Origin of the sequence: Roseateles oligotrophus (genome assembly GCF_014204525.1) — a bacterium.
GTDB classification, from domain to species: domain Bacteria; phylum Pseudomonadota; class Gammaproteobacteria; order Burkholderiales; family Burkholderiaceae_C; genus Paucibacter_A; species Paucibacter_A oligotrophus_A.
In genome coordinates, this window is the sequence record NZ_JACHLP010000009.1 from 152,522 (window position 1) to 174,735 (window position 22,214).

General features: G+C 65.6%; 18 protein-coding genes. 10 read left to right on the top strand and 8 right to left on the bottom strand.

The features are described from left to right. The first annotated feature begins 431 nt into the window (after nucleotides 1–431). From HNP55_RS20025 to folE2, 4 genes are all read left to right on the top strand, one after another. Nucleotides 432–683 carry an exodeoxyribonuclease VII small subunit gene (locus HNP55_RS20025; protein ID WP_184303516.1) on the top strand — a complete coding sequence of 84 codons (252 nt, stop codon included), beginning with the start codon at nucleotides 432–434 and terminating at the stop codon, nucleotides 681–683. Further along, the gene (locus HNP55_RS20030; protein WP_184303517.1) at nucleotides 668–1,582 is read left to right on the top strand and encodes a polyprenyl synthetase family protein; all 915 of its coding nucleotides are present in this window, start codon (nucleotides 668–670) and stop codon (nucleotides 1,580–1,582) included. The genes HNP55_RS20025 and HNP55_RS20030 overlap by 16 nt, the downstream gene beginning before the upstream one ends. Before the next feature lie 11 nt (nucleotides 1,583–1,593). Then, nucleotides 1,594–3,537: a 1-deoxy-D-xylulose-5-phosphate synthase gene (dxs, locus tag HNP55_RS20035; protein WP_184303520.1), complete on the top strand. Its 1,944-nt coding sequence runs from the start codon at nucleotides 1,594–1,596 to the stop codon at nucleotides 3,535–3,537. A 152-nt stretch (nucleotides 3,538–3,689) separates the two neighbouring features. After that, nucleotides 3,690–4,484 carry a GTP cyclohydrolase FolE2 gene (gene folE2 / locus HNP55_RS20040; protein WP_184303522.1) on the top strand — a complete coding sequence of 265 codons (795 nt, stop codon included), beginning with the start codon at nucleotides 3,690–3,692 and terminating at the stop codon, nucleotides 4,482–4,484. On the opposite strand, the gene HNP55_RS20045 is transcribed toward folE2, so the two are convergent. Next, nucleotides 4,481–5,410 carry a LysR family transcriptional regulator gene (locus HNP55_RS20045; protein WP_184303524.1) on the bottom strand — a complete coding sequence of 310 codons (930 nt, stop codon included), beginning with the start codon at nucleotides 5,408–5,410 and terminating at the stop codon, nucleotides 4,481–4,483. The two genes, folE2 and HNP55_RS20045, sit on opposite strands and share 4 nt — an antisense overlap. A gap of 91 nt (nucleotides 5,411–5,501) precedes the next feature. On the opposite strand from HNP55_RS20045, the gene lysA reads away from it, so the two are divergent. From lysA to ahpF, 3 genes are all read left to right on the top strand, one after another. Continuing rightward, entirely contained in the window at nucleotides 5,502–6,755 is a 1,254-nt protein-coding gene (gene lysA, locus HNP55_RS20050; protein WP_184303525.1) for a diaminopimelate decarboxylase, read from the top strand. A 118-nt stretch (nucleotides 6,756–6,873) separates the two neighbouring features. Next, nucleotides 6,874–7,437: an alkyl hydroperoxide reductase subunit C gene (gene ahpC / locus HNP55_RS20055; RefSeq protein WP_184303527.1), complete on the top strand. Its 564-nt coding sequence runs from the start codon at nucleotides 6,874–6,876 to the stop codon at nucleotides 7,435–7,437. A gap of 177 nt (nucleotides 7,438–7,614) precedes the next feature. Then, nucleotides 7,615–9,183, top strand: a complete 1,569-nt coding sequence (gene ahpF / locus HNP55_RS20060; protein ID WP_184303529.1) for an alkyl hydroperoxide reductase subunit F — start codon at nucleotides 7,615–7,617, stop codon at nucleotides 9,181–9,183. 133 nt (nucleotides 9,184–9,316) lie between these two features. Here the strand turns inward: ahpF and rarD are convergent, their stop codons facing one another. After that, nucleotides 9,317–10,198, bottom strand: a complete 882-nt coding sequence (rarD, locus tag HNP55_RS20065) for an EamA family transporter RarD (RefSeq protein ID WP_184303531.1) — start codon at nucleotides 10,196–10,198, stop codon at nucleotides 9,317–9,319. Then, a complete protein-coding gene (locus HNP55_RS20070; protein WP_184303533.1) occupies nucleotides 10,195–10,998 on the bottom strand; it encodes a pseudouridine synthase in 804 nt (267 codons plus the stop codon). The genes rarD and HNP55_RS20070 overlap by 4 nt, the downstream gene beginning before the upstream one ends. A gap of 192 nt (nucleotides 10,999–11,190) precedes the next feature. Between HNP55_RS20070 and HNP55_RS20075 the strand changes: the two genes are divergently transcribed. Then, nucleotides 11,191–11,586 carry a hypothetical protein gene (locus HNP55_RS20075; RefSeq protein WP_184303535.1) on the top strand — a complete coding sequence of 132 codons (396 nt, stop codon included), beginning with the start codon at nucleotides 11,191–11,193 and terminating at the stop codon, nucleotides 11,584–11,586. 149 nt (nucleotides 11,587–11,735) lie between these two features. Here HNP55_RS20075 and HNP55_RS20080 read toward each other — a convergent pair whose 3' ends face one another. Further along, complete coding sequence (locus HNP55_RS20080; RefSeq protein ID WP_184303537.1) at nucleotides 11,736–12,137, bottom strand: YchJ family protein; 402 nt, start codon at nucleotides 12,135–12,137, stop codon at nucleotides 11,736–11,738. A 209-nt stretch (nucleotides 12,138–12,346) separates the two neighbouring features. Between HNP55_RS20080 and HNP55_RS20085 the strand changes: the two genes are divergently transcribed. Continuing rightward, complete coding sequence (locus HNP55_RS20085; RefSeq protein WP_184303539.1) at nucleotides 12,347–14,833, top strand: UvrD-helicase domain-containing protein; 2,487 nt, start codon at nucleotides 12,347–12,349, stop codon at nucleotides 14,831–14,833. Nucleotides 14,834–14,874: 41 nt separating this feature from the next. On the opposite strand, the gene HNP55_RS20090 is transcribed toward HNP55_RS20085, so the two are convergent. The 4 genes from HNP55_RS20090 to HNP55_RS20105 all read right to left on the bottom strand — a co-directional run bounded on the left by HNP55_RS20090 (nucleotide 14,875) and on the right by HNP55_RS20105 (nucleotide 19,403). After that, nucleotides 14,875–16,842 (bottom strand): PhoX family protein, encoded by a 1,968-nt coding sequence (locus HNP55_RS20090; protein WP_184303541.1) that lies wholly within the window; start codon nucleotides 16,840–16,842, stop codon nucleotides 14,875–14,877. A gap of 167 nt (nucleotides 16,843–17,009) precedes the next feature. After that, the gene (locus HNP55_RS20095; protein ID WP_184303543.1) at nucleotides 17,010–17,843 is read right to left on the bottom strand and encodes a BPSS1780 family membrane protein; all 834 of its coding nucleotides are present in this window, start codon (nucleotides 17,841–17,843) and stop codon (nucleotides 17,010–17,012) included. 67 nt (nucleotides 17,844–17,910) lie between these two features. Further along, nucleotides 17,911–18,966 carry a homoserine kinase gene (locus HNP55_RS20100; RefSeq protein WP_184303545.1) on the bottom strand — a complete coding sequence of 352 codons (1,056 nt, stop codon included), beginning with the start codon at nucleotides 18,964–18,966 and terminating at the stop codon, nucleotides 17,911–17,913. A 116-nt stretch (nucleotides 18,967–19,082) separates the two neighbouring features. Next, entirely contained in the window at nucleotides 19,083–19,403 is a 321-nt protein-coding gene (locus HNP55_RS20105) for a hypothetical protein (protein WP_184303547.1), read from the bottom strand. Between the two features lie 52 nt (nucleotides 19,404–19,455). Here HNP55_RS20105 and polA point away from each other — a divergent pair, with 52 nt between their 5' ends. Further along, nucleotides 19,456–22,209, top strand: a complete 2,754-nt coding sequence (gene polA, locus HNP55_RS20110; RefSeq protein ID WP_409993760.1) for a DNA polymerase I — start codon at nucleotides 19,456–19,458, stop codon at nucleotides 22,207–22,209. The last annotated feature ends 5 nt before the right edge of the window (nucleotides 22,210–22,214 follow it).

The window sequence follows — 22,214 nt, forward strand, 5'->3', positions numbered from 1 at the left end:
AGTGGGTCTCCAAGAAACCAAATGTCATCTCAAGGCCGCGCTGGCCTGCGCGAACCTAGGCTGACGCCCCGGACGTCGGGATTGTGACAAAAGACCGGCAATGGTGAGGATTTGCATCGTGCCGGCAAGGCAGTTTGCGCCATGGCCCCTGGTGTTTCCACGGACCCTTGCGCAAAGAAGAGGAATCAACCTGAAGAGAAAGGGCCGCTGCTACATCGGGCCCTGGCCTCTGAAATCAAGCCTGAGCCCGAACGCAGACCTGGGTTCCGTCCCAGGAAACAGGATGGGCCCCTTCGACAGGAGTCCGGGATTGTATCTCTTGACAAGAATGTGTCCCTCATTTGTCAAGCCTGCCCCTCTTCTGGGGCGTGGCGCTCGGATGACAATGCGGCAGTCTGTACTGACTACAATCGCCGTTTTCCCGCGCAGCCATGACAAAAAGCAGTACTTCAGCAAAACATGCCTCGAAAGAAGCCGTCGCGCTCAGCTATGAGCAGGCCTTGGCCGAGCTGGAGCAATTGCTTGCCGGCATGGAGGCCGGGCAGCTGCCGCTTGATCAATTGCTGGAAAGCTATCGGCGTGGCGCCGAGTTGCTGGGTTTCTGCCGCGCCAAGCTCCAGGCCGTAGAACAACAAGTCAAGGTGCTTGAGGGCGAGGGATTGAAACAATGGGGAGATTCCTGAGCGTGGACGCAGGTATTTTTGAACAGTGGATGCAGCGCTCGCTCGCTGCCTGTGAGTTGGCCCTGGATCGCTTCGTGCCCAGTGACGCGCCTGCCGGCCTCGGCGAGGCCATGCGTTACGCCGTCCTGGACGGCGGCAAGCGCCTGCGGCCCCTGTTGGTGATGGCGGCGAACGATGCGGTGCGCGGCGATGCCGAGGCCGCCATGCGGGCCGCCTGTGCGGTGGAATTGATCCACGCCTACTCCCTGGTGCACGACGATATGCCCTGCATGGACGACGATGTGCTGCGCCGGGGCAAGCCCACCGCCCATGTCAAGTTTGGTGAAGCCCGGGCCATGTTGGCCGGCGATGCCATGCAGGCCCTGGCCTTTGAGGTCTTGACGCCCGATGCGGCCGACAGCGCCATGCCACCCGCCCTGCAAGCGCGTCTGTGCTCCCTGCTGGCCCGCTCCGCCGGTCATGCCGGCATGGCCGGTGGCCAGGCGATTGACCTGGCCAGCGTCGGCCAGCAACTGGACGAATGCACCTTGCGCGATATGCACCGCCGCAAGACCGGCGTGCTCTTGCAGGCCAGCGTGATGATGGGGGCGGCCTGTGGCCAGGCTTCCGTGCAGGCCCTGACGCATTTGTCCGAGTTTGGCGCGGCCCTGGGCCTGGCCTTCCAGGTGGTGGACGATATTCTGGACGTCACCCAGGACTCCGCCGTGCTGGGCAAGACGGCCGGCAAGGACCAGGACGCCAACAAGCCCACCTATGTCAGCGTGCTGGGCCTGGAGCCCGCACGCGCCCTGGCACAAGAGTTGCGCGACCAGGCCCACAAGGCCCTGGCCGCCAGCGGCCTGACCCATACCGCCTGGCTCAGCCTGCTGGCCGATATGGTGGTCGAGCGCCAGAACTGAGCCAGCAAGCCATGCCTTACTCTCTTTTGCAGACCATCAACAGCCCGGCCGATCTGCGCCGCCTGCCGCGCACCGAGCTGGTCAAGCTGGCCGGCGAGCTGCGTGCCTTTGTGCTCGACACCGTGTCGCGCTCCAAGGTGGGCGGCCATCTGGGTTCGAACCTGGGCGCGGTAGAGCTGACCGTGGCCCTGCATTACGTCTTCAACACCCCGCATGACCGCCTGGTCTGGGATGTGGGCCACCAGACCTATCCGCACAAGGTGCTGACCGGCCGCCGCGAGCAGATGCACAGCTTGCGCCAGCAAGACGGCGTCAGCGGCTTCCCGCGGCGGGACGAGAGCGAGTACGACACTTTTGGCACGGGCCATTCCTCCACCTCGATTTCGGCCGCCCACGGCATGGCCATGGCGGCCAAGATCAAGGGCGAGGACCGCAAGGCCGTGGCCATCATCGGCGATGGTTCGATGACGGCCGGCATGGCTTTTGAGGCGCTGAACAATGCTGGCGTGCCACATGGCGGCCTGCTGGGCGATGTGCTGGTGATCCTGAACGACAACGATATGTCGATCAGCCCGCCCGTCGGCGCACTGAACAAATACCTGGCCCGCCTGATGAGCGGCAGCTTCTACTCCGCCGCCCGCGAAGGCGCCAAGAGCGTGCTCAAGAACACGCCCTTGTACGAGTTCGCGCGCCGCTTCGAGGAGCACACCAAGGGCATGGTCGTGCCCGGCACCATTTTTGAAGAGTTCGGCTTCAACTATGTGGGGCCCATCGACGGCCATGACCTCGACGCCCTGATCCCCACGCTGGAAAACCTGCGCGACAAAAAAGGCCCGCAGTTCCTGCATGTGGTGACCAAGAAGGGCCAGGGCTACAAGCTGGCCGAGGCCGATCCGGTCAAGTACCACGCGGCCTCGGGCGTGTTCGACCCGGCCGTGGGCTTTGTCAAATCGACGGCGCCGGCCAAGACCACCTTCACCCAGGTGTTTGGCGAATGGCTGTGCGATATGGCCGAGCAGGACAAGCGCCTGGTCGGCATCACGCCGGCCATGCGTGAGGGCTCCGGCATGGTGGAGTTCCACAAGCGCTTCCCGACCCGCTACCACGATGTGGGCATTGCCGAGCAGCACTCGGTCACCTTCGCCGCCGGCCTGGCCTGCGAGGGGCTCAAGCCCGTGGTCGCCATTTACTCGACCTTTTTGCAGCGCGCCTACGACCAGATGTTGCATGACGTCGCCCTGCAGAATCTGCCGGTGGTGTTTGCGCTGGACCGCGCCGGTCTGGTCGGTGCCGACGGCGCCACCCATGCCGGCAATTACGACATCGCCTTCACCCGCTGCATCCCCAAGATGTCGGTGCTGACGCCGGCGGATGAGAACGAATGCCGCCAGGCCTTGTTCACCGCCTTCCAGCACGCGGGTCCGGTGACGGTGCGCTATCCGCGCGGTGCCGGTGTCGGTGTGGCGATCCAGAAAGAGATGCAGGCCCTGCCCTGGGGCAAGGGCGAGATTCGCCGCAGCTCCGGCAAGCCCATGCGTGGCAACGCACCGGCCGCCCAGGCAGCGCCCCGTGTCGCCATTCTGAGTTTTGGTACCTTGCTCTATCCCGCCTTGGCGGCGGCCGAGTCCCTGGATGCGACCGTGGCCAATATGCGTTTCGTCAAGCCGCTGGACCACGAACTCGTGGCCGAACTGGCCCGCACGCACGATGCCCTGGTGACGGTGGAAGACGGCTGCGTCATGGGCGGCGCCGGCTCGGCCGTGATGGAGTCGCTGCAGGCCGCGGGCCTGAATCTGCCGGTCCTGCAGCTGGGCTTGCCCGACGAGTTCATCGAACACGGGGATGCGGGCCGCTTGATGGCCCAGTGCGGTCTGGATGCCGCGGGCATCGAGCAGGCCGTGTTGAAGCGCTTCGGCGCCCGGCCCGCCCTGCTTCGACCGGCGGCCAATCAATAAGGCTTTGGCGGGATCGCGCCTTGAGCTGGCAGATTCCGCAAGGCCTTGCGACGGCAAGCTTTTCGGGAAAGCCTCATGCTTGGCGACAGGTCCCGGGCTTTTTTCGCCCGCCCAATTTTTTGCGGCACACGCCCCTAGCTCAATAATCTCGCATGAACCAAGTCACTGCCGCCCTGCACATTCCTGATACCCAGAGTGAACGCGACGAGCGTCATCTCCTCATCCAGCGCGTCGGCGTCAAAGACGTGCGTTATCCCCTGCAGGTCTTGATCGGCCAGCAAGCGCAGGGCACGGTCGGCCAGTGGACGCTCGATGTATCGCTGCCGGCCGAGAAGAAGGGCACGCATATGTCCCGCTTCGTGGCCTGGTTGGACGCCTTGAACGCGCCGCTGGACGCCAACAGCCTGCGCGAGCTGCACGGCCAGATGCTGACCAAGCTGGAAGCGCTGGAGGGCCGCATCGAGCTGCGTTTCCCCTTTTTCATCCGCAAGCGCGCGCCCATTTCCGGCATTGAAAGCCTGCTGGACTACCAAGGCACCCTGATCTCCGAAACCCGCGCCGGCCTCACCACGGTCTGGGCCGAGGTGGCGGTGCCGGTCAAGAGTCTGTGCCCTTGCTCCAAGGAAATCTCCGACTACGGCGCGCACAACCAGCGCTCCCTGGTGACCATCCGTGCCGAGATGGCCGCGCAAGCGCCCAGCTGGCAAGAGCTGGTGCGCTTCGCCGAGGAAAGCGCCTCCAGCGAGATCTGGCCCCTGCTCAAGCGCAGCGACGAGAAGTGGATCACCGAACACGCCTACGAGAACCCCAAGTTCGTCGAAGACCTGGTGCGCGATGTGGCCCTGCGCCTGAATGCCGATGCCCGCATCGGGCGCTACACGGTGGATGTGGAAAATTTTGAATCCATCCACAACCACAGCGCCTACGCCCGCATCGAGCGCCTCTAAACCTGCAAGGCGCTCTTCAGCTCAAGGCTGATTTGCTGGACCTGCGCCTGTAGATCGGCCAGCAGCACTTGCGTGAGCGCTTGCGCCGGCCTGAACTGAGGCAGCAGGGCGCTGAGCTGGAAGGGCACGGAGACGCTGAGCCGGCGCAGCGCCAGGCCCTCGCCCGCCATTGCCAGCGCCGTCACAGGGTTGACGATGGCCAGGCCCAGACCGGCCTTGACCATGGCGCAGACGGCGATGGCGCTGTGCGTCTCCAGCCGCGCGCGGCGCTGCACGCCCTGCTCGGCGAACAAGGCGTCCAGTTGCAGGCGGTAGGGGTCATCGGCCGCCAGATTGATGAAGTCCTGGCCTTCAAAATCGCGTGGCTTCAACAGCTTTTTGCTCAGCAGCGCATGGCCGGTCGGTAGCACGCAGACCTCGTCCAGGCTCAGCAAGGGGACTCTTGCGGTGCCCGGCACGGCATGGGTCTGTTCGCTCAGGCCCAGGTCGTAGCGCTGGGCGCTCATCCATTCCTCCAGCAAGGGCGATTCCTGGGGCGTGATGGACAGCTGGGCCGCCGGGTAGCGCTGCAACAGCCGGGCGCAGGCGCCAGGCAGCAGGCCGTGGCTGAGCGCCGGCAGGCAGAGCACCGAGAGCTGGGCCTGCTCGGCCCGGCCCAGCTGGGCGGCGCGGCTGCAGATGCGGTCCAGGCCCTGGTAGGACCGCTGCACCTCCTCGAACAAGCTCAGCGCCCGGGCCGTGGGCTTGAGCCGGCCGTTCAGGCGTTCGAACAAGGCATAGCCCAGCAAATACTCCAGCCTTGCTAACTCCCGGCTCAGCGTGGGTTGGGAGCTGTGCAGCAAGCTGGCGGCGGCGGTCACGCTGCCGGCCGTCATCACGGCGCGGAAGACCTCGATATGGCGGTGGCTGATGGCGGCAGGATTCATATCAGGAATGAATGGTAGACGGAAATCAAAGCATTTGAATGAATGAGTGAACTGCGGCATCCTGGGCGCAGTTCAATTCACCGATCAAGCCATGTCTGCCTCGACCGTTTTGCCTCCCGTCCGCCTGCGCCAGCTGGCCCAGAGTTTCGGCACCCCGCTGTGGGTGTATGACGCGGCCCTGATACGCGCCCGCATCCAGGCCTTGCGCGCCTTCGACACCATACGCTTCGCCCAGAAAGCCTGCTCCAACACCCATATCCTGCGCCTGATGCGGGAGCAGGGCGTCAAGGTCGATGCCGTGTCGCGCGGTGAAATCCTGCGCGCCCTGGCGGCCGGTTACACCGCGGGCGGGGATGGCGATGAGATCGTCTTCACCGCCGATCTGCTGGACCGCGAAACCCTGGCCACCGTCGTGCAGCAGCGCGTGCCGGTGAACGCCGGCAGCATAGACATGCTGCATCAGCTGGGCGCGGCCTCGCAAGGCCACCCGGTCTGGCTGCGCATCAACCCCGGCTTTGGCCATGGCCATAGCAACAAGACCAATACCGGCGGCGAGCACAGCAAGCACGGCATCTGGCACAGCGATCTGCCGGCCGCCCTGGCCGTGATCGCCCAGCAAGGGCTCAAGCTGGTCGGCCTGCACATGCATATCGGCTCGGGCGTGGACTACGGCCATCTGTCCCAGGTCTGCGGGGCCATGGTGGAGCTGGTGCGCCAGGCCAAGGCGGCCGGCCATGATTTGCAGGCCATCTCGGCCGGTGGCGGCCTGTCCATTCCCTACCGCAGCGGCGAGCCCGTCATCGACACCGCCCATTACTTCGGCCTCTGGGATGCCGCGCGCAAGGAGGCTGAAACCATTGTCGGCCATGCCCTGGGCCTGGAGATCGAGCCCGGCCGCTATCTGGTGGCCGAGGCAGGGCAGCTGATCAGCGAGGTGCGCGCCTGCAAGGACGCGGGCCGCAATCATTTTGTGCTGGTGGACGCCGGCTTCAGCGAGCTGATGCGGCCGGCCATGTACGGCAGCTATCACGCCATGAGCCTGCTGCCGCAGGACGGCAGCGATGCGAGCGCGCGCCCCTCACGCGCCAGCGTGGTGGCCGGGCCTTTGTGCGAGTCGGGCGATGTCTTCACCCAGGGCGATGGCGGCGTGGTGCTGCCGCGTGAGCTGCCCGAGGCGCGGGTGGGCGATCTGCTGCTGATCCACGACACCGGCGCCTACGGCGCCTCCATGTCCAGCAACTACAACAGCCGGCCGCTGGCGGCCGAGGTGTTGGTGGACGGCGAACAGCAGCGCCTGATCCGCCGCCGCCAGACGGTGGAAGAGCTGCTGGCGCTGGAGGCATAGCCTGGGCCAATGAGGGCGATTTGATTAATCAAAACTAAGGCCGGCGCTCAGCCGATATGATTCCGTCATCCCTTAACCAAGACGTCTGAACCAGGCGTCTCAACACGACGGAAACATCATGTCTTTGATCAATACCCAAGTTCAGCCCTTCAAGGCCAGCGCCTTCCATAACGGCAAGTTCGTTGACCTGACGGAAGCCAGCCTGAATGGCAAGTGGTCGGTCCTGATCTTCATGCCGGCCGCCTTCACCTTCAACTGCCCGACCGAAGTCGAAGACGCGGCCGAGCACTACGCCGAGTTCCAGAAGGCCGGTGCCGAGGTCTATATCGTCACCACCGATACGCACTTCGCCCACAAGGTCTGGCACGAGACTTCGCCCGCCGTGGGCAAGGCTCAGTTCCCCCTGATCGGTGACCCGACGCACCAGCTGACCCGCGCCTTCGGCGTGCACATCGACGAAGAAGGCCTGGCCCTGCGCGGCACCTTCATCATCAACCCGCAAGGCCAGATCAAGACCCTGGAAGTGCATGACAACGCCATCGCCCGCGACGTCAAGGAAACCCTGCGCAAGCTCAAGGCCGCCCAGTACGTGGCCAGCCACCCCGGCCAGGTCTGCCCCGCCAAGTGGAACGAAGGCGCCAAGACCATCACGCCTTCGCTGGACCTCGTCGGCAAAATCTAAGGGCTCATTTGATTGAGCAGTCAGCCACAAGTCCCTGCCTCCCGGCAGGGGCTTGCGCAACAACCCCAGCGCGACCGCAAGAGTCACGCTGAAAACATCTCCAGCAGCTGAGGCTACCGGGTGTTTTCAGAGTGGCTTGTCTCGCCACGCCTGAATACATTCCCAAGGAGTAGCACCATGTTGGACGATGCACTGAAGACTCAGCTCAAGGCCTATCTGGAGCGAGTCACCCAGCCTTTCGAGATCAAGGCAAGTCTCGGCGATTCGGACGCTTCCCGCGAGATGCTGCAACTGCTGCAGGACATCGCCGCCATGTCCGACAAGATCACGCTGGCCACCGACGGCCAGGACGAGCGCAAACCCTCCTTCAGCCTGCAGCGCACCGGCACGGACATGAGTCTGCGCTTCGCCGCCATCCCCCTGGGCCACGAGTTCACCTCCCTGGTGCTGGCCCTGCTGTGGGTGGGCGGTCACCCGCCCAAGGTCGAGCCCGAAGTGATCGCGCAGATCCAGGCCCTGGACGGCGAGTACAGCTTCGAGGTCTATATGTCGCTGAGCTGCCATAACTGCCCGGATGTGGTGCAGGCGCTCAGCCTGATGGCCGTGCTCAACCCGCGTATCAAAACCGTCATCATCGACGGCGCCCTGTTCCAGGACGAGGTCAACCGCCGCGAGGTCATGGCCGTGCCCGCGGTCTACCTGAATGGCGCGCACTTCGGCTCCGGCCGGATGACGGTGGAGGAGATCGTCGCCAAGCTGGACAGCGGCGCCGCCGACCGCGACGCCGCCAAGCTCAGCGCCAAGGCGCCGTACGAGGTGCTGATCGTCGGTGGCGGCCCGGCCGGCGCGGCGGCCGCCGTCTACGCGGCGCGCAAAGGCATACGCACCGGCGTGGCGGCCGAGCGCTTCGGCGGCCAGGTCAATGACACCATGGCGATCGAGAATTACATCTCGGTGCTGGAAACCGACGGCCCCAAGTTCGCCGCCGCTCTGGAGGCCCATGTCAAGGCCTACGAGGTGGACATCATGAATCTGCAGCGTGCCGAGGCCCTGATCCCGGCCGCCAGCGAGGGCGGGCTGATCGAGATCAAGCTGGCCAATGGCGGCTCGCTGAAGAGCCGATCAGTCATCCTCTCCACCGGCGCGCGCTGGCGCAATGTGGGCGTGCCCGGCGAGCAGGAGTACAAGAACAAGGGCGTGGCCTATTGCCCGCATTGCGATGGCCCTTTGTTCAAGGGCAAGCGCGTGGCGGTGATTGGCGGCGGCAACTCGGGTGTGGAGGCCGCCATCGACCTGGCCGGCATCGTCGCCCATGTGACCCTGATCGAGTTTGGCGATGCCTTGCGCGCCGACGCGGTGCTGGTCAGCAAGCTCAAGAGCCTGCCCAACGTCAGCATCCATGTGAGCGCCCAAACGACCGAACTCACCGGTGCCGAGGGCAAGCTGAACGGCCTGAACTACACCGACCGCGTCAGCGGCCAGGCGCATCGCGTCGAGCTCGAAGGCGTGTTCGTGCAGATCGGCCTGGTGCCCAATACCGAGTGGCTCAAGGGCGTGGTGGAGCTGTCCAAGCACGGCGAGATCATCGTCGATGCACGCGGCCAGACCTCGCTGCCCGGCGTCTTCGCCGCCGGCGACGCCACCACCGTGCCCTTCAAGCAAATCGTCATCGCCGCCGGCGACGGCGCCAAGGCGGCCCTGAGCGCCTTTGACTATCTGGTGCGCCTGCCCGTCGTCAACGCCTGAGAGGCTGAGAACTTTTTACTGCGCGGCCGCCATGCGTCGTTGGGCGGTGCTCGGAATCCTCACGTACAGGGAGTACGTTCCGGCATCCGCAGCTCCGTCCGCCTAGCTTGACGACCGCTCGCTACAAAAGTTCTCAGCCTCTGAGCCGGCTCTGCCAGAGGCCGTCCAGGCTGTAGACAGCCAAGGCGGCCCAGATGAAGGCAAAGCCGGCCAGGCGGCTGCCACTCATGGGCTCGTGATAGAGCCAGACGCCCAGCATGAACTGCAGCGAGGGCGAGATGTATTGCAGCAGGCCCAGCGTCGTCATCTGAATGCGGCGCGCGCCGGCCGCGAACAGCAGCAGCGGAATCGCCGTCAGCGGGCCGGCAAACAGCAGCCAGGCGATGGTGCCGGGCTCGCCCTGCGCCAAGGCGCCCCGGCCCTGCCAGCTCATCAGCCCCAGGGCCACGGCGGCAAGCGGCGCCAGCAGCAGGGTCTCCAGCGCCAGGCCCTCCAGCGCACCCAGCGAGGCCATCTTGCGCATCAGGCCGTAAAAGCCAAAGCTCAGGGCCAGCACCAGGGCGACCCAGGGGATGTGGCCGGTCTGCAGGGCCAGCCACAGCACGCCGACGGCGGCCAGGCCCACGGCCAGCCATTGCAGACGGCGCGGCCGCTCCTTCAGCACGAGATAACCCAGAGCCACATTGACCAGGGGGTTGATGAAATAGCCCAGGCTGGCGTCCAGCACCTGGCCTTGCTGCACGGCCCAGACATAGACCAGCCAATTGCAGCTCAGCAGCAGGGCCGAGAGGCCGAAGCGCGCCAGCAGCCTGGGCTGGCGCAGCACCTCGCCCAGCCAGGCCCAGCGGCGCAAGACCAGCAAGACCGCCATCACGAAGACCATGGACCAGAGCGTGCGGTGCAGGATCACCTCCAGCGCCGGCACCTGGGCGATCTGCTTGAAGTAGAGCGGGAACAGGCCCCAGGCCAGATAGGCCAGGGCGGCGTAGACGGCTCCTCCCACACTGGCGCTCATGCCGCAGCGCTCGGATCGTTATTGTTCTGCTGGCTGCTCATCCCACCCACCCCGTTCTGGCTTGTTTGAGCGGGCATTGTCTCTGCCTCTGCTCCATCGTGCTGCCACAGGCCTTTGCCCTGCAGCGCGGCCCATTCCGGCCCCAGCGGCGCCTGCAGATCCAGCATCTGCCCGCTCACCGGGTGGCGGATCTGCAGGCGCAGGCCGTGCAGCCACAGGCGTTGCAGGCCCAGAAACTCGGCGACGGCCCGGTTCAGCGGCCCCTTGCCATGGGTGGCGTCGCCGATGATGGGGTGGGCGATGTGCTTGAGGTGGCGGCGGATCTGGTGGCGGCGGCCGGTTTCGGGCCTGGCCTCGACCAGCGCCAAGCGGGTCTCGGGGAAGCGGCCATCGCTGCTGAAGGGCAGGCTGAGCCGGGCCAGGCGCTGCCAGTCGGTACGCGAGGGCAGCAAGACCTGACCCTGGGAGGGCAGCTCCGGGTCCTTGGCCAGCGGGTGTTCGATACGGCCGGCTGCTGCGGGCCAACCCCGCACCAGGGCGTGGTAGGTCTTGCGCGTCTGCCGCTGTTCGAAACAGAGGCTGAGGATCGCAGCCATCTCGGCGCTGAGCGCGAACAGCAGCAGGCCCGAAGTGCCCTTGTCCAGGCGATGGACGGGCCAGACGGGCCGGCCCAGCTGATCGCGCAGCAATTGCAGGGCGAAGACGGTTTCCTGCGCGTCCAGGCCGCTGCGATGCACCAGCATGCCGGCCGGTTTGTTGATGGCCACGAGCTGCTCGTCGGCGTAGATGATTTGCAACATGGGGCGGGTGATTTCTTTCCCTGAACCGGCTTTCAAGGAGCCGGAAAGCCGATCAAGACGGCGCTTTCGCACAAAGACACAGACTCTTACCGGGTGGCCCCCAAAGGGAGGGGTGGCCGGCTTCCTTGTGAATCGAAAGAATGTACTTCCGGGCCCCATGCCGCTCGGGCCTCGCAGTCCAAGGAGTTGACCATGCCGCAGATCTTCCACGTCGGATACCGTTCCCGCCTCGTCACCAGCATCGCCTATTTGCTGATGTTGCTGGGCCTGGCCGGCCTGGGCGTGAGCGCTTATCTACTGGGGTTCTCAAACTCGGGTCGTACCTTGTTGGGCCTGATCGCCTTTCCTTCGCTGATCCTGCTTGCCCTGTTGGCCGTGGCCGCGGGCCAGGCCTTGCTGCGCCGCTATGAATGGGGGCGCCGCCTGAGCTTTGGCCTGCTGGCCGCCCTGGTGCCCAGCCTGCCGGCCCTGCCTTGGCTGACCGATGGCCATATCCTGCTGGCGCTGCTCTGCCTGGGCCTGAGCGCTGGCCTGCTGTGGCTGGCCTTGCGTTTGAACTCGCGCGGCGTGCGCCAGGAGTTCGCCTGAGAGGGTGAGAACTTTTTACTGCGCGGCCGCCATGCGTCGTTGGGCGGTGCTCGGAATCCTCACGTACAGGAAGTACGTTCCGGTTCCTGTGCTCCGTCCGCCTAGCCTGACAGCCGCTCGCTACAAAAGTTCTCACCCTCTGAGGCGGCTCAGCGGATCTCGCCGTCCAGATAAAGCCAGGCGCCGTCCAGCCGCACAAAGCGGCTGATCTCGTGCAGGCGCTGGGCGCGGCCGCCCCATTTGCTGCGGGCCACAAACTCCACCCAAGCATGTTCGGCGTCCTGCTGCACATGTGTTTTCACTTGCAGGCCCAGCCAGCGCAGGCCGGGCTCATTTGGCGCCAGGCTGCCAGGCCGGGTGTCGGGGTGCCAGGTGGCGAGCAGATAGTCCAGCAGATCCAGGGTGTAGGCGCTGTAACGCGAGCGCATCAGGCGCTCCGCATCGGGCGCGCCGAGCTGGCCGCTGCTGGCAAATATCTGGTGCAAGGGGCCGCAGCATTGGCCGTAGCTCAGTTTGCTTTCACAGGGGCAGGGTGAGGACATGTCTTTCATCGGGCCGCATCATGCCTCAAGGGAGGGGCTGTAGAACCCAGCGCGAGGGCGCCGCGATCGGATTGGGATGGAATGCAAGGCGAAATTTTTGCCAATAGCCCAGCTATTGGCAAAAATTTCAACGCAGCAGGCCGCCCAATTCCGATTGATGGCGCGGCGCGCTGGGTACTACAGCCCCTCCCAAGTGCAAGCCTCTCTAAAATGCGCGGATGAACCTGCCCCCGTCCGACGATTTGTTTGCCGCCCCCGAGCCCGCGGGCCTGCTGAAGAACCTCAACCCCGAACAATATGCGGCGGTGACCGCGCCGCCGGAGCCGGTGCTGATCCTGGCTGGCGCCGGTTCGGGCAAGACCCGGGTGCTGACCACCCGCATCGCCTGGCTTTTGCAGACGGGCCAGGCCTCACCCGGCGGCATCATGGCCGTGACCTTCACCAACAAGGCCTCCAAGGAGATGCTGACCCGGCTCAGCACGATGCTGCCGGTCAATGTGCGCGGCATGTGGATAGGCACTTTCCACGGCCTGTGCAACCGCTTTTTGCGTGCGCACTGGAAGCTGGCGGGCCTGCCCCAGGGCTTCCAGATCCTGGACGCCAGCGACAGCGTCTCGGCCATCAAGCGTGTCATCAAGGCCATGAAGCTGGACGAAGAGCGCTATGTGCCCAAGCAGGTGAGCTGGTTCATCGCCTCCGCCAAGGAGGATGCCCAGCGCCCGCAAGACATCGAGGCCTATGACGAGCAGAGCAAGACCCTGGTGGCCATCTACCAGGCTTACGAAGACCAATGCCAGCGCGAGGGCGTGGTGGACTTTGCCGAGTTGATGCTGCGCTCTTACGAGCTGATGCGCGATAACGCCGCCGTGCGCGAGCATTACCAGCGCCGCTTCCAGCATGTGCTGGTGGACGAGTTCCAGGACACCAACAAGCTGCAATACGCCTGGCTGAAGATGTTCTCGCCGCCGGCGCTGCGCCGGGGCGTGTTCGCCGTGGGCGATGACGACCAGAGCATCTACGCCTTCCGCGGAGCGCGGGTGGGCAATATGGCGGACTTCGAACGTGAGTATCGGGTGGGAGGCGTCATCAAGCTGGAGCAGAACTACCGCAGCTTCGGCAATATCCTTGATTCCGCTAACGAGCTGATCAGCCGCAATAGCAAGCGCCTGGGCAAGAATCTGCGCACCGAGGCCGGGCCCGGCGAGCCGCTGCGGGTCTACGAGGCCGCCAGCGATTTCGCCGAGGCGCAATGGCTGATCGAGGAGGCCCAGGCCCTGCACCGCCAGGGTTTGCGCCGCCAGGAGATCGCCGTGCTCTACCGCAGCAATGCGCAGTCACGGGTGATCGAGTCGGCGCTCTTCAATGCCGGCATCCCCTACCGGGTGTATGGCGGCCTGCGCTTTTTCGAGCGGGCCGAGGTCAAGCATGCGCTGGCCTATCTGCGCCTGCTGGAGAACCCGAACGACGACACCAGCTTTCTTCGCGTGGTCAACTTCCCGACCCGTGGCATCGGTGCCCGCGCCATCGAGCTCTTGCAGGATGCGGCGCGGCTGTCAGGACGCAGCCTGTACCAAAGCGTGGGCGCGGTGGCCGGCAAGGCCGGCAGCAATCTGCTGGCCTTCACCAGCCTGATTGACTCCACCCGCAATCTGACCCAGGGCCTGACCCTGCGCGAGATCATCGAGCAGATTCTGGAGAGCTCGGGCCTGGCCGAGTTCTACCGCAATGACAAGGACGGCGCCGAGCGCCTGGAGAACTTGGGCGAATTGGTCAACGCCGCCGAGGCCTTTGTCACACGGGAAGGCTTTGGCAAGGACGCCGTGGCCCTGCCGGTGGATGAGTTGTCGCCGGGCGCTATTTCCGCAGGCCTCCCGGCGGCCGTGGCGCCGGCCCAGGAGACGCTGGGCCGCCCCGAGTCTCCTGACTCCCCCTTGGGGGGGCGGACGACGCAGAGCGTCGGCCTTGGGGGTCGGCGTGTCACGCCGGACGCCGAGACGGGCGAGATCATGTCGCCCCTGGCCGCCTTCCTCACCCATGCCTCGCTGGAGGCGGGCGACAACCAGGCGCAGGCCGGCCAGGACGCGGTGCAGCTGATGACGGTGCACTCGGCCAAGGGCCTGGAGTTCGACGCCGTCTTCATCACCGGCCTGGAGGAAGGCCTGTTCCCGCACGAGAACTCGCTGACCGACCCCGAGGGCGTGGAGGAAGAGCGCCGCCTGATGTATGTGGCCATCACGCGGGCGCGCCAGCGCCTCTACCTGTGCTTCAGCCAGACCCGCATGCTGCACGGCCAGACCCGCTACAACGTCAAGAGCCGCTTTTTTGACGAGTTACCCGAGGCCGCGCTGAAATGGCTGACACCCAGGAACCAGGGCTTTGGCTCGGGCTTCGCCAAGGAGTACCAGGACAGCTGGTCGCGCGGCTCGGGCCTGAAGTCGGTGGTCGGCGCGGGCCGATCTGCTGAAAAACCGAGTTACGAGGCCGCGCCGGTGCCGCGCAGCATGAAGGCGGCGGCCGCCGAAAAAGTGGCGGCCGAGTTCGGCGGGCTCAAGGTGGGCAAGGGCGTCTTCCACACCAAGTTTGGCGAGGGCGTCTTGATGACGCTGGAAGGCACGGGCCAGGACGCCCGCGCCCAAGTCAACTTCGGCCGCCACGGCATGAAGTGGCTGGCGCTGGCTGTGGCCAAGCTGACGCCGATTGACTGAACTTGGCCGCTGGTGCCGGCCGTGTTCAGGGCTTCCAGCGATCAGGCTTGCAGCTTGCTCAGCTTGATGCTGCTGGCTTCGGCCGTCAGGTAGCCGACGGCGGCGCTGAAGCCATCGTTGTAGTTGGCGCGCACCAGCGGGTCCAGCGTGCTCTTGACGAGCTTGTGCACCGAGCCCCAATCGCCGGGGTGCTGGAAATTGCTGGTGATATAGGTCCAGCCATTCAAATCGTCCACCACGCCCAGGCCGGTGGCTTCGGCGCCGGCCGGCATCGAGATCAGGCGGCTCAGCTGCTTGGTGTCGACGTTATAGGCCCAGACAAAGTTGTTGACGTGGTAGCCGCTGTCTTCGCCGATGAAGAGGGTGCGCAGCTTCTCGGAGAACTTCAGGTTGTCGGGGTTGCCGATCTTGTCCGGATGGGCCAAGTTGCCCAGGGCGTCGGCGGCGATGTCCTCACCCACCAGCAAGGCCTTGGTCTGCGAGGGCACCCATTCGCTATTGATGGCGCCGCCGCCGCTGTCCTTCTGGCCGGCGCTCAGATTGTGAGCCAGCACACCACCGGCGACCACGGCCTTGTCCAGCGAGATGCCATAGGCTTCATTCCACTTGGCATTGCCGCGCACCATCGAGTCAACGATGTTCTGCAGCGCGGAGTAAGCGACCTTGTCCTTGATATTGACCGTCGTGCCTTCCATCTTGGTGAAGGCCATGCTGGCGCCCTTCAGGGCCGCGTAGCGATGGGTTTCCAGGAAGGCGGCGGCCTTTTCCATGCCGGGCTTGAGCTTGACCCATTGCGGCTTGCCATTCAGCCAGATCTTGGTGAAGCTGGCGTCCGCCGGGTCGCTGGTGGAGACCGTCATGATGTCGGTGGGCGCCAGGGTGTTGGCCAGGGCTTCGATCTCGGCACTGGTGGCGGAGCCCAGCTTGATCCAGCTGATGGCGGTAGCAGGCGCTGCCGGATCGAGCGAGAAGCCGGCGGCCAGCTTGGCCACGTAGAGCGAGCCGGCGGAGAGGTCTTGCTCCTTGTCTGCCACAAACATGAAGAAGCCGCCGTTGGTGGCGTCGTCGCCCATCAGGGCGGTGCGCTTGTCGGGCATGACCTGGATCAGCTCATGCGAGATGCGGCCCATGCAGTAGTGCTTCTTGATCGTGCCCGTGCCGTCGGGGTTGACCGTCACCTCGGGCAGATGGCCGTAGTGGTAGGGCTTGGCCGTCGTCTCGTCGCCGAACAGATTCTTGCTATAGGCCTTGAACATGCTGTTCGAGGCGATGGTGAAGGCGTCGGGTTCGTACTCTTCGCTGGACAGATGGGTGCCCCAGGGCGAGAGGCTGGAGCCGCAGGTGATCCACAAACCATGCGCGGACGAGGTGTCGACATTGTGGTACTTGACCAGGCTCAGCTTGCCGCTGGCGGGGTCTTGGTCCAGGGTCAGCACGGCGATGGGCGAGGGCAGGGTGCCGTAGGCATCGGCCTGGGCCTGGTTGCGGGTGACGTATTCGAACTGCACGACGGCGAACACCGTATTGCCCTTGACGCCCGCCACCTTGGCGCCGGGCACGCTCAGCAGCGAGGTGCCGTCCGGGCAGTCGGAGAAGAACTGGCGCTCCTTGCCCGCCACCGATTTGTCCAGGATGGGCTGGTTCTTGATGTCCACATAGCCGCCGGCCAGCACGCTGCCGCCCTTGCCGTCGGGCACCTGGCTGCCGGTCATGAAGAAGGGGGCGTAGGCCAGCTTGAAGCTTTGCTTCGTGCCGTCGCCCAAGCTCACTTCCAGGGTGGAGGCCACATGGGTGGTGGCCATGGCGGCGGCGTTCGTCAGGCCGGGGGCGGCCATGGCGCCGAAGCTGGCGGACACCATCTGGGCCGCGGGCAGTGGGGCGTCACCGCCGCCGCAGGCGGACAGCAGGCTGCTGGCGCCCAGGCCGGCCATGCCGGTCAAGGGCAGCATCAGCGGCGTGCCCAGGAATTTGAGGGCCTGGCGGCGTGAGGCTTGGATGGGTTTGGACATGAAAACATTCCTCCAGTATTTTTCGGTTCGGCTGGGGCAGCCGTGTGATCTGTAGCGGCGTGCTTCCGTGGAAACCCGCGCTTCTTGTGACCGAAAATGTAAGAAAGAGGAATGACTTTTTGATGACAACTCGCGGCGCCCGCCCATGGCCTTGGCGCCGTGGGCAGTCAGCGTTTGTCCTTGAGCAGATCGCCCGGAGCGCCGAACATAAAGCAGTCGATGAAGGTGAAATACAGCGAGGCGTAGAACACCGTTGACAGCAGCAGGCCGCAGGCCATGGCGAGGATGGGCAGGACCTGGCCCAGGCCCAGCAGGCCGGCCAGCAGGCTGCCGCTCAGGCCCAGGCCCATGATCAGCGCGCCCCATAGCAAGGCGTTGTAGGCAAAGGCCCCGCGGTTGCGCCAGACGCCCAGGGTGCTGGAGAACAAGGCCTGCATCAGGCCCTGGCCGCCCCAGTGCACCAGGGCCGGCGCATGCCAGAAGGGCACGGACAGCAGGGCCGCCAGTGAGAGGCGGGTGATGGCGCCCCACAGCAGGGCGGGGTTGGCGGCGGCCTCGGCGATCTTGTCGGCGGAGGCGCCTTCGCCCATCAGCTTTTGCAGCTCGTCCATGCTGCCGCCGTCGATCCAGCCGGTCAGATAGCTGATGGCGACGGTGGCCAGGGCGTAGCAGGCGCCCAGCAGCAGCTGGGTGTTGCGGCGCTCGGGCGTCAGCTTGAAGGGCATCAGATAGACCGAGGCCGTGGGCGTCTGGTTCTGCAGCACCAGATGGGTGGCCAGCATGAAACCCAGGGAGAGCTGGGGCAGGGCCATCAGCAAGAGCATCACGCCCACGCCCGGCACCATCAGCAGCAGCATTGAGACGAACAGAAAAAGCGAGAACAGGCCGGCCAGGGCCATGGGGCGGCGCTGAAAGACTTTGAAACCGTGTCGTATCCACAGCATGCCGTTGCGGCTGGGCACGGTTTGCAGGTGCAACATCATCGGAGGGGGCGTGCTCAAGATGGAAGGCTCAAGAGTAGGAGGGTTCAAGGGGAGGGAGCAGGACGAAGTGCATCCGAATAATGGATTAGTTTTCAGGCATGGCATGCCAGGGATTCTGGATGCGCTCGCGCAGCACGCGCTCGAAATGGCCGGGATCGTGCGGGGTCAGCAGGGTGGCGTCGCGCGGCAGATGCACATCCCACAGGCGTGAGACCCAGAAGCGCAGGGCGGCGGCGCGCAGCAGGGCGGGCAGCAGCCGGTGCTCAGTCCCGCTCAGCGGCCGCACGCCCTCGTAGGCCTGCACAAAGGCCTGGGCGCGGGCCTCATCGAGCCGGCCGCTGGCCAGGTCTATGCACCAGTCGTTGAGGCAGACGGCCAGGTCGAACAGCCAGGTGTCGACGCCGGCGAAGTAGAAGTCGAAGAAGCCGCTGAGGCGTTCGCGGCCGGGTAGACCCAAGTCCACGACGGGCCGCTCCCGAGTGGACGGCACCCCCTCGGGGGGGCTGTCGCCGGGCGACAGCTCAGGGGGCACAGGTTCAAACATGACGTTGTCGCGGAACAGGTCGGCGTGGATGGGGCCGCGCGGCAGTTCGGCATAGCCGGCCGAGGCGGCCAGCTGCTGCTGGTAGGCCAGCTCGCTTTGCAGCAGCTCGGCACGGGCGGCGTCCAGATGGGGCAGCAGCACCGGCACCGTCTCGGTCCACCAGGCCAGGCCGCGCAGATTGGGCTGCTGCAGGGGGAAGTCCTGGCCGGCCAGATGCATGCGGGCCAGCTCGGCGCCGACCTGCTCGCAGTGGAAGAGGTCGGGCGCCAGTTGGTGGCCGCCGCGCAGCTTGTTGACGAGGGCGCAGGGCTTGCCCTGCAGCTCGAACAGGATCTCGCCCTCGGCATCGGCCTGCGGGTCGGGCACGGCCAGGCCGCGCGCGGCCAGATGCTTCATCAGCTGCAGATAGAAGGGCAGCTGGGCAAAGCTCAGGCGTTCGAACACCGTCAGCACGAACTCGCCGCGGTCGGTGTCCAGAAAGTAATTGGTGTTCTCAATGCCGGCCTTGATGCCGCGCAGGCTCAGCAGATTGCCCAGTTGCAGGCGAGAGACCAGGGCTTGGGCCTGGGCCGTGGAGACGTCGGTAAATACGGCCATATCAATGAGCGCTTGTGCGCATATTCGGGCGTTGGGCTCTGGCGCTCAGCGGCCGCAAGGCGGGCGCCACGGCTGCCCGCTTGCCGAGGCTTGAGCGGGCCAGAGGCGCTTGTGGATCAGAAAGTCAGCAAACGCCAGACTCTTTGGCCCGCCGCGCCACGGCTGGCGCCATTGCCGATGGATGGATCGCGACTCGCGTCGCCCATGATGATTTCATAGCCGGGTAGGGCGCTGTTCTTGGGCTGGACCGAGACCTTCTGGGTCTGGCCGCGCACACGCATCTCTTCGATGCGGTTGCTGTCATCCTCGATCACCGTCTGCTGAACCTTGGCATCGGGCACTTTCTGCGCCTCGGCGGCGGGTTCGGCGGCCCAGGCGCTGCCACAGGCAAGACAAAGTGCCAGCAGGGCGGGCAGGGGGAGGTGCGAGGTGAGCATGGCGGCATTCTAGCGAGGCTGGCGTGGCCGGGCTTGCACGACAATGCGGGCCATGAGCAAACCCATTCTTCTGCTGGTCGACGGTTCCAGCTATTTGTACCGCGCCTACCATGCCATGCCCGATCTGCGTGGCCCGGAAGGTGTGCCCACCGGCGCCATCCACGGCATGGTGGCGATGATGAAGCGATTGCGCGATCAGGTGGCGGCCGAGCATGCGGTCTGCGTCTTCGACGCCAAGGGCCCGACCTTCCGTGACGAGTGGTACCCCGAGTACAAGGCCCAGCGCGCCCCCATGCCCGATGCCTTGCGCGAGCAGATCGCCCCCATCCACGAGGTGGTCAAGCTGCTGGGCTGGCCCATCCTGGAGGTGCCGGGCATCGAGGCCGACGACGCCATCGGCACGCTGGCCCGGGTGGCGGCCGAGGCCGGCCATGCGGTGGTGGTGTCCACCGGCGACAAGGACATGGCCCAGTTGGTCAACGCCGACGTCACGCTGATCAACACCATGAGCAATGAGTCGCTGGACATTGCCGGCGTCACCGCCAAGTTCGGCGTGCCGCCGGAACGCATCATCGACTACCTGACCCTGATGGGCGACACGGTGGACAATGTGCCCGGCGTCGAGAAGGTCGGCCCCAAGACGGCGGCCAAGTGGATTGCCGAATACGGCTCGTTGGACGGCGTGATCGCCAGCGCCGACAAGATCAAGGGCGTGGCCGGCGAGAATCTGCGCAAGGCCCTGGACTGGCTGCCCATGGGCCGCAAGTTGGTGACCGTCAAGCTGGACTGTGATTTGAGCGGCTATGTGCCCGAATGGCCGGCGCTGGAGGCCCTGGCCCTGCGTGAGGTGGACCTGGCAGGATTGCAGGACTTCTACACCCGCTACGGCTTCAAGACCTGGCTGAAGGAAGTCAGCACGGCGCTGGCACCCCAGCCGGCGCCGGCCGCCAGCAACGGCGATCTCTTTGCCGATTTGCCTGCGCCAGCTGCAGCGCCGCTGGACTCGCGCTACGACACCATTCTGGACTGGGCCGCCTTCGAGGCCTGGCTGGCCAAGTTGCGCGCCGCCCCCTTGGTGGCCCTGGACACCGAGACCGATTCGCTGGAACCCATGCTGGCCCGCATCGTCGGCCTCTCCTTCAGCGTCAAGGCGGGCGAGGCGGCCTACATCCCCTTGCGCCACGAGGGGCCGGACGCGCCCCAGCAACTGCCGCTGGACGAGGTGCTGGCCCGGCTCAAACCCTGGCTGGAGGACGCGGCGGCGCCCAAGCTGGGCCAGAACCTCAAGTACGACACCCATGTGTTCGCCAACCACGGCATCGCCTTGCGCGGCGTGGCGCATGACACCATGTTGCAGAGTTATGTGCTGGAGGCGCACAAAACCCATGGCCTGGGCGCCCTGGGCGAGCGCTATCTCGGCCGGGCGGGCGTCAGCTATGAGGATTTGTGCGGCAAGGGCGTGAACCAGATTCCCTTTGCCCAGGTGGAGGTGGCCCGGGCCGCGCATTACTCGGCCGAGGACTCGGATATGTGCTTGCAGGTGCATGAGCAGCTGTGGCCGCAGATCGAGGCCGAGCCCGGCCTGCTGCGCGTCTACCGCGAGATCGAGATGCCCACCAGCGCCCTGCTGGCCCGCATCGAGACGACGGGTGTGCTGATCGAAGCGGCCCGCCTGCAGGCCCAAAGCCATGAGCTGGGCCAGCGCCTGCTGGCGCTGGAGCAGGAGGCTTATGAGATCGCCGGCCAGCCCTTCAATCTGGGCAGCCCCAAGCAGATCGGCGAGATTCTGTTCAACAAGCTGGGCCTGCCCGTGGTGAAGAAGACCGCCACCGGCGCGCCTTCGACCGACGAAGAGGTGCTGGACAAGCTGGCCATGGACTACCCGCTGCCGGCCAAGATCCTGGAATACCGCGGCCTGGCCAAGCTCAAGAGCACCTACACCGACAAGCTGCCGCTGATGATCAATGCGCAGACCGGCCGGGTGCACACCAATTACGCCCAGGCGGTGGCGGTGACGGGGCGGCTGTCCAGCAATGAGCCGAATCTGCAGAACATCCCCATCCGCACGGCCGAGGGCCGACGCGTGCGCGAGGCCTTTGTGGCGCCACCGGGGCATGTGATCGTCAGCGCCGACTACTCGCAGATCGAGCTGCGCATCATGGCCCATATCAGCGAGGACCCCGGCCTCTTGCGCGCCTTTGGCGAGGGCCTGGACGTGCACCGCGCCACGGCGGCCGAGGTCTTCAACACGCCGGTGGGCGAAGTCACCAGCGAACAACGCCGTTATGCCAAGACCATCAACTTCGGCCTGATCTACGGCATGGGCGCCTTCGGCCTGGCGCAATCGCTAGGCATCGAGCAGAAGGCGGCGCGCGATTACATCGACCTCTACTTCAACCGCTTTGCCGGCGTCAAGAAATACATGGACGACACCAAGGCCCGCGCCGCCGAGCTGGGCTATGTGGAGACCTTGTTCGGCCGCCGCATCTATCTGCCCGAGATCCGCGGCGGCAACGGCCCGCGCAAGGCCGGGGCCGAGCGCCAGTCCATCAATGCGCCCATGCAGGGCACGGCGGCCGATCTGATCAAGCTGGCCATGATCGCGGTGCAGGCCGCGCTGGACGCGCAGGGCAAACAGACCCGCATCGTCATGCAGGTGCACGACGAACTGGTGTTCGAGGTGCCCGCGGCCGAGCTGGACTGGGTCAAGGCCGAGGTGCCGCGGCTGATGGCCGGCGTGGCCCAGCTCAAAGTGCCCTTGCTGGCCGAGGTGGGCGTGGGCACGAACTGGGATGAGGCGCATTGACAGGT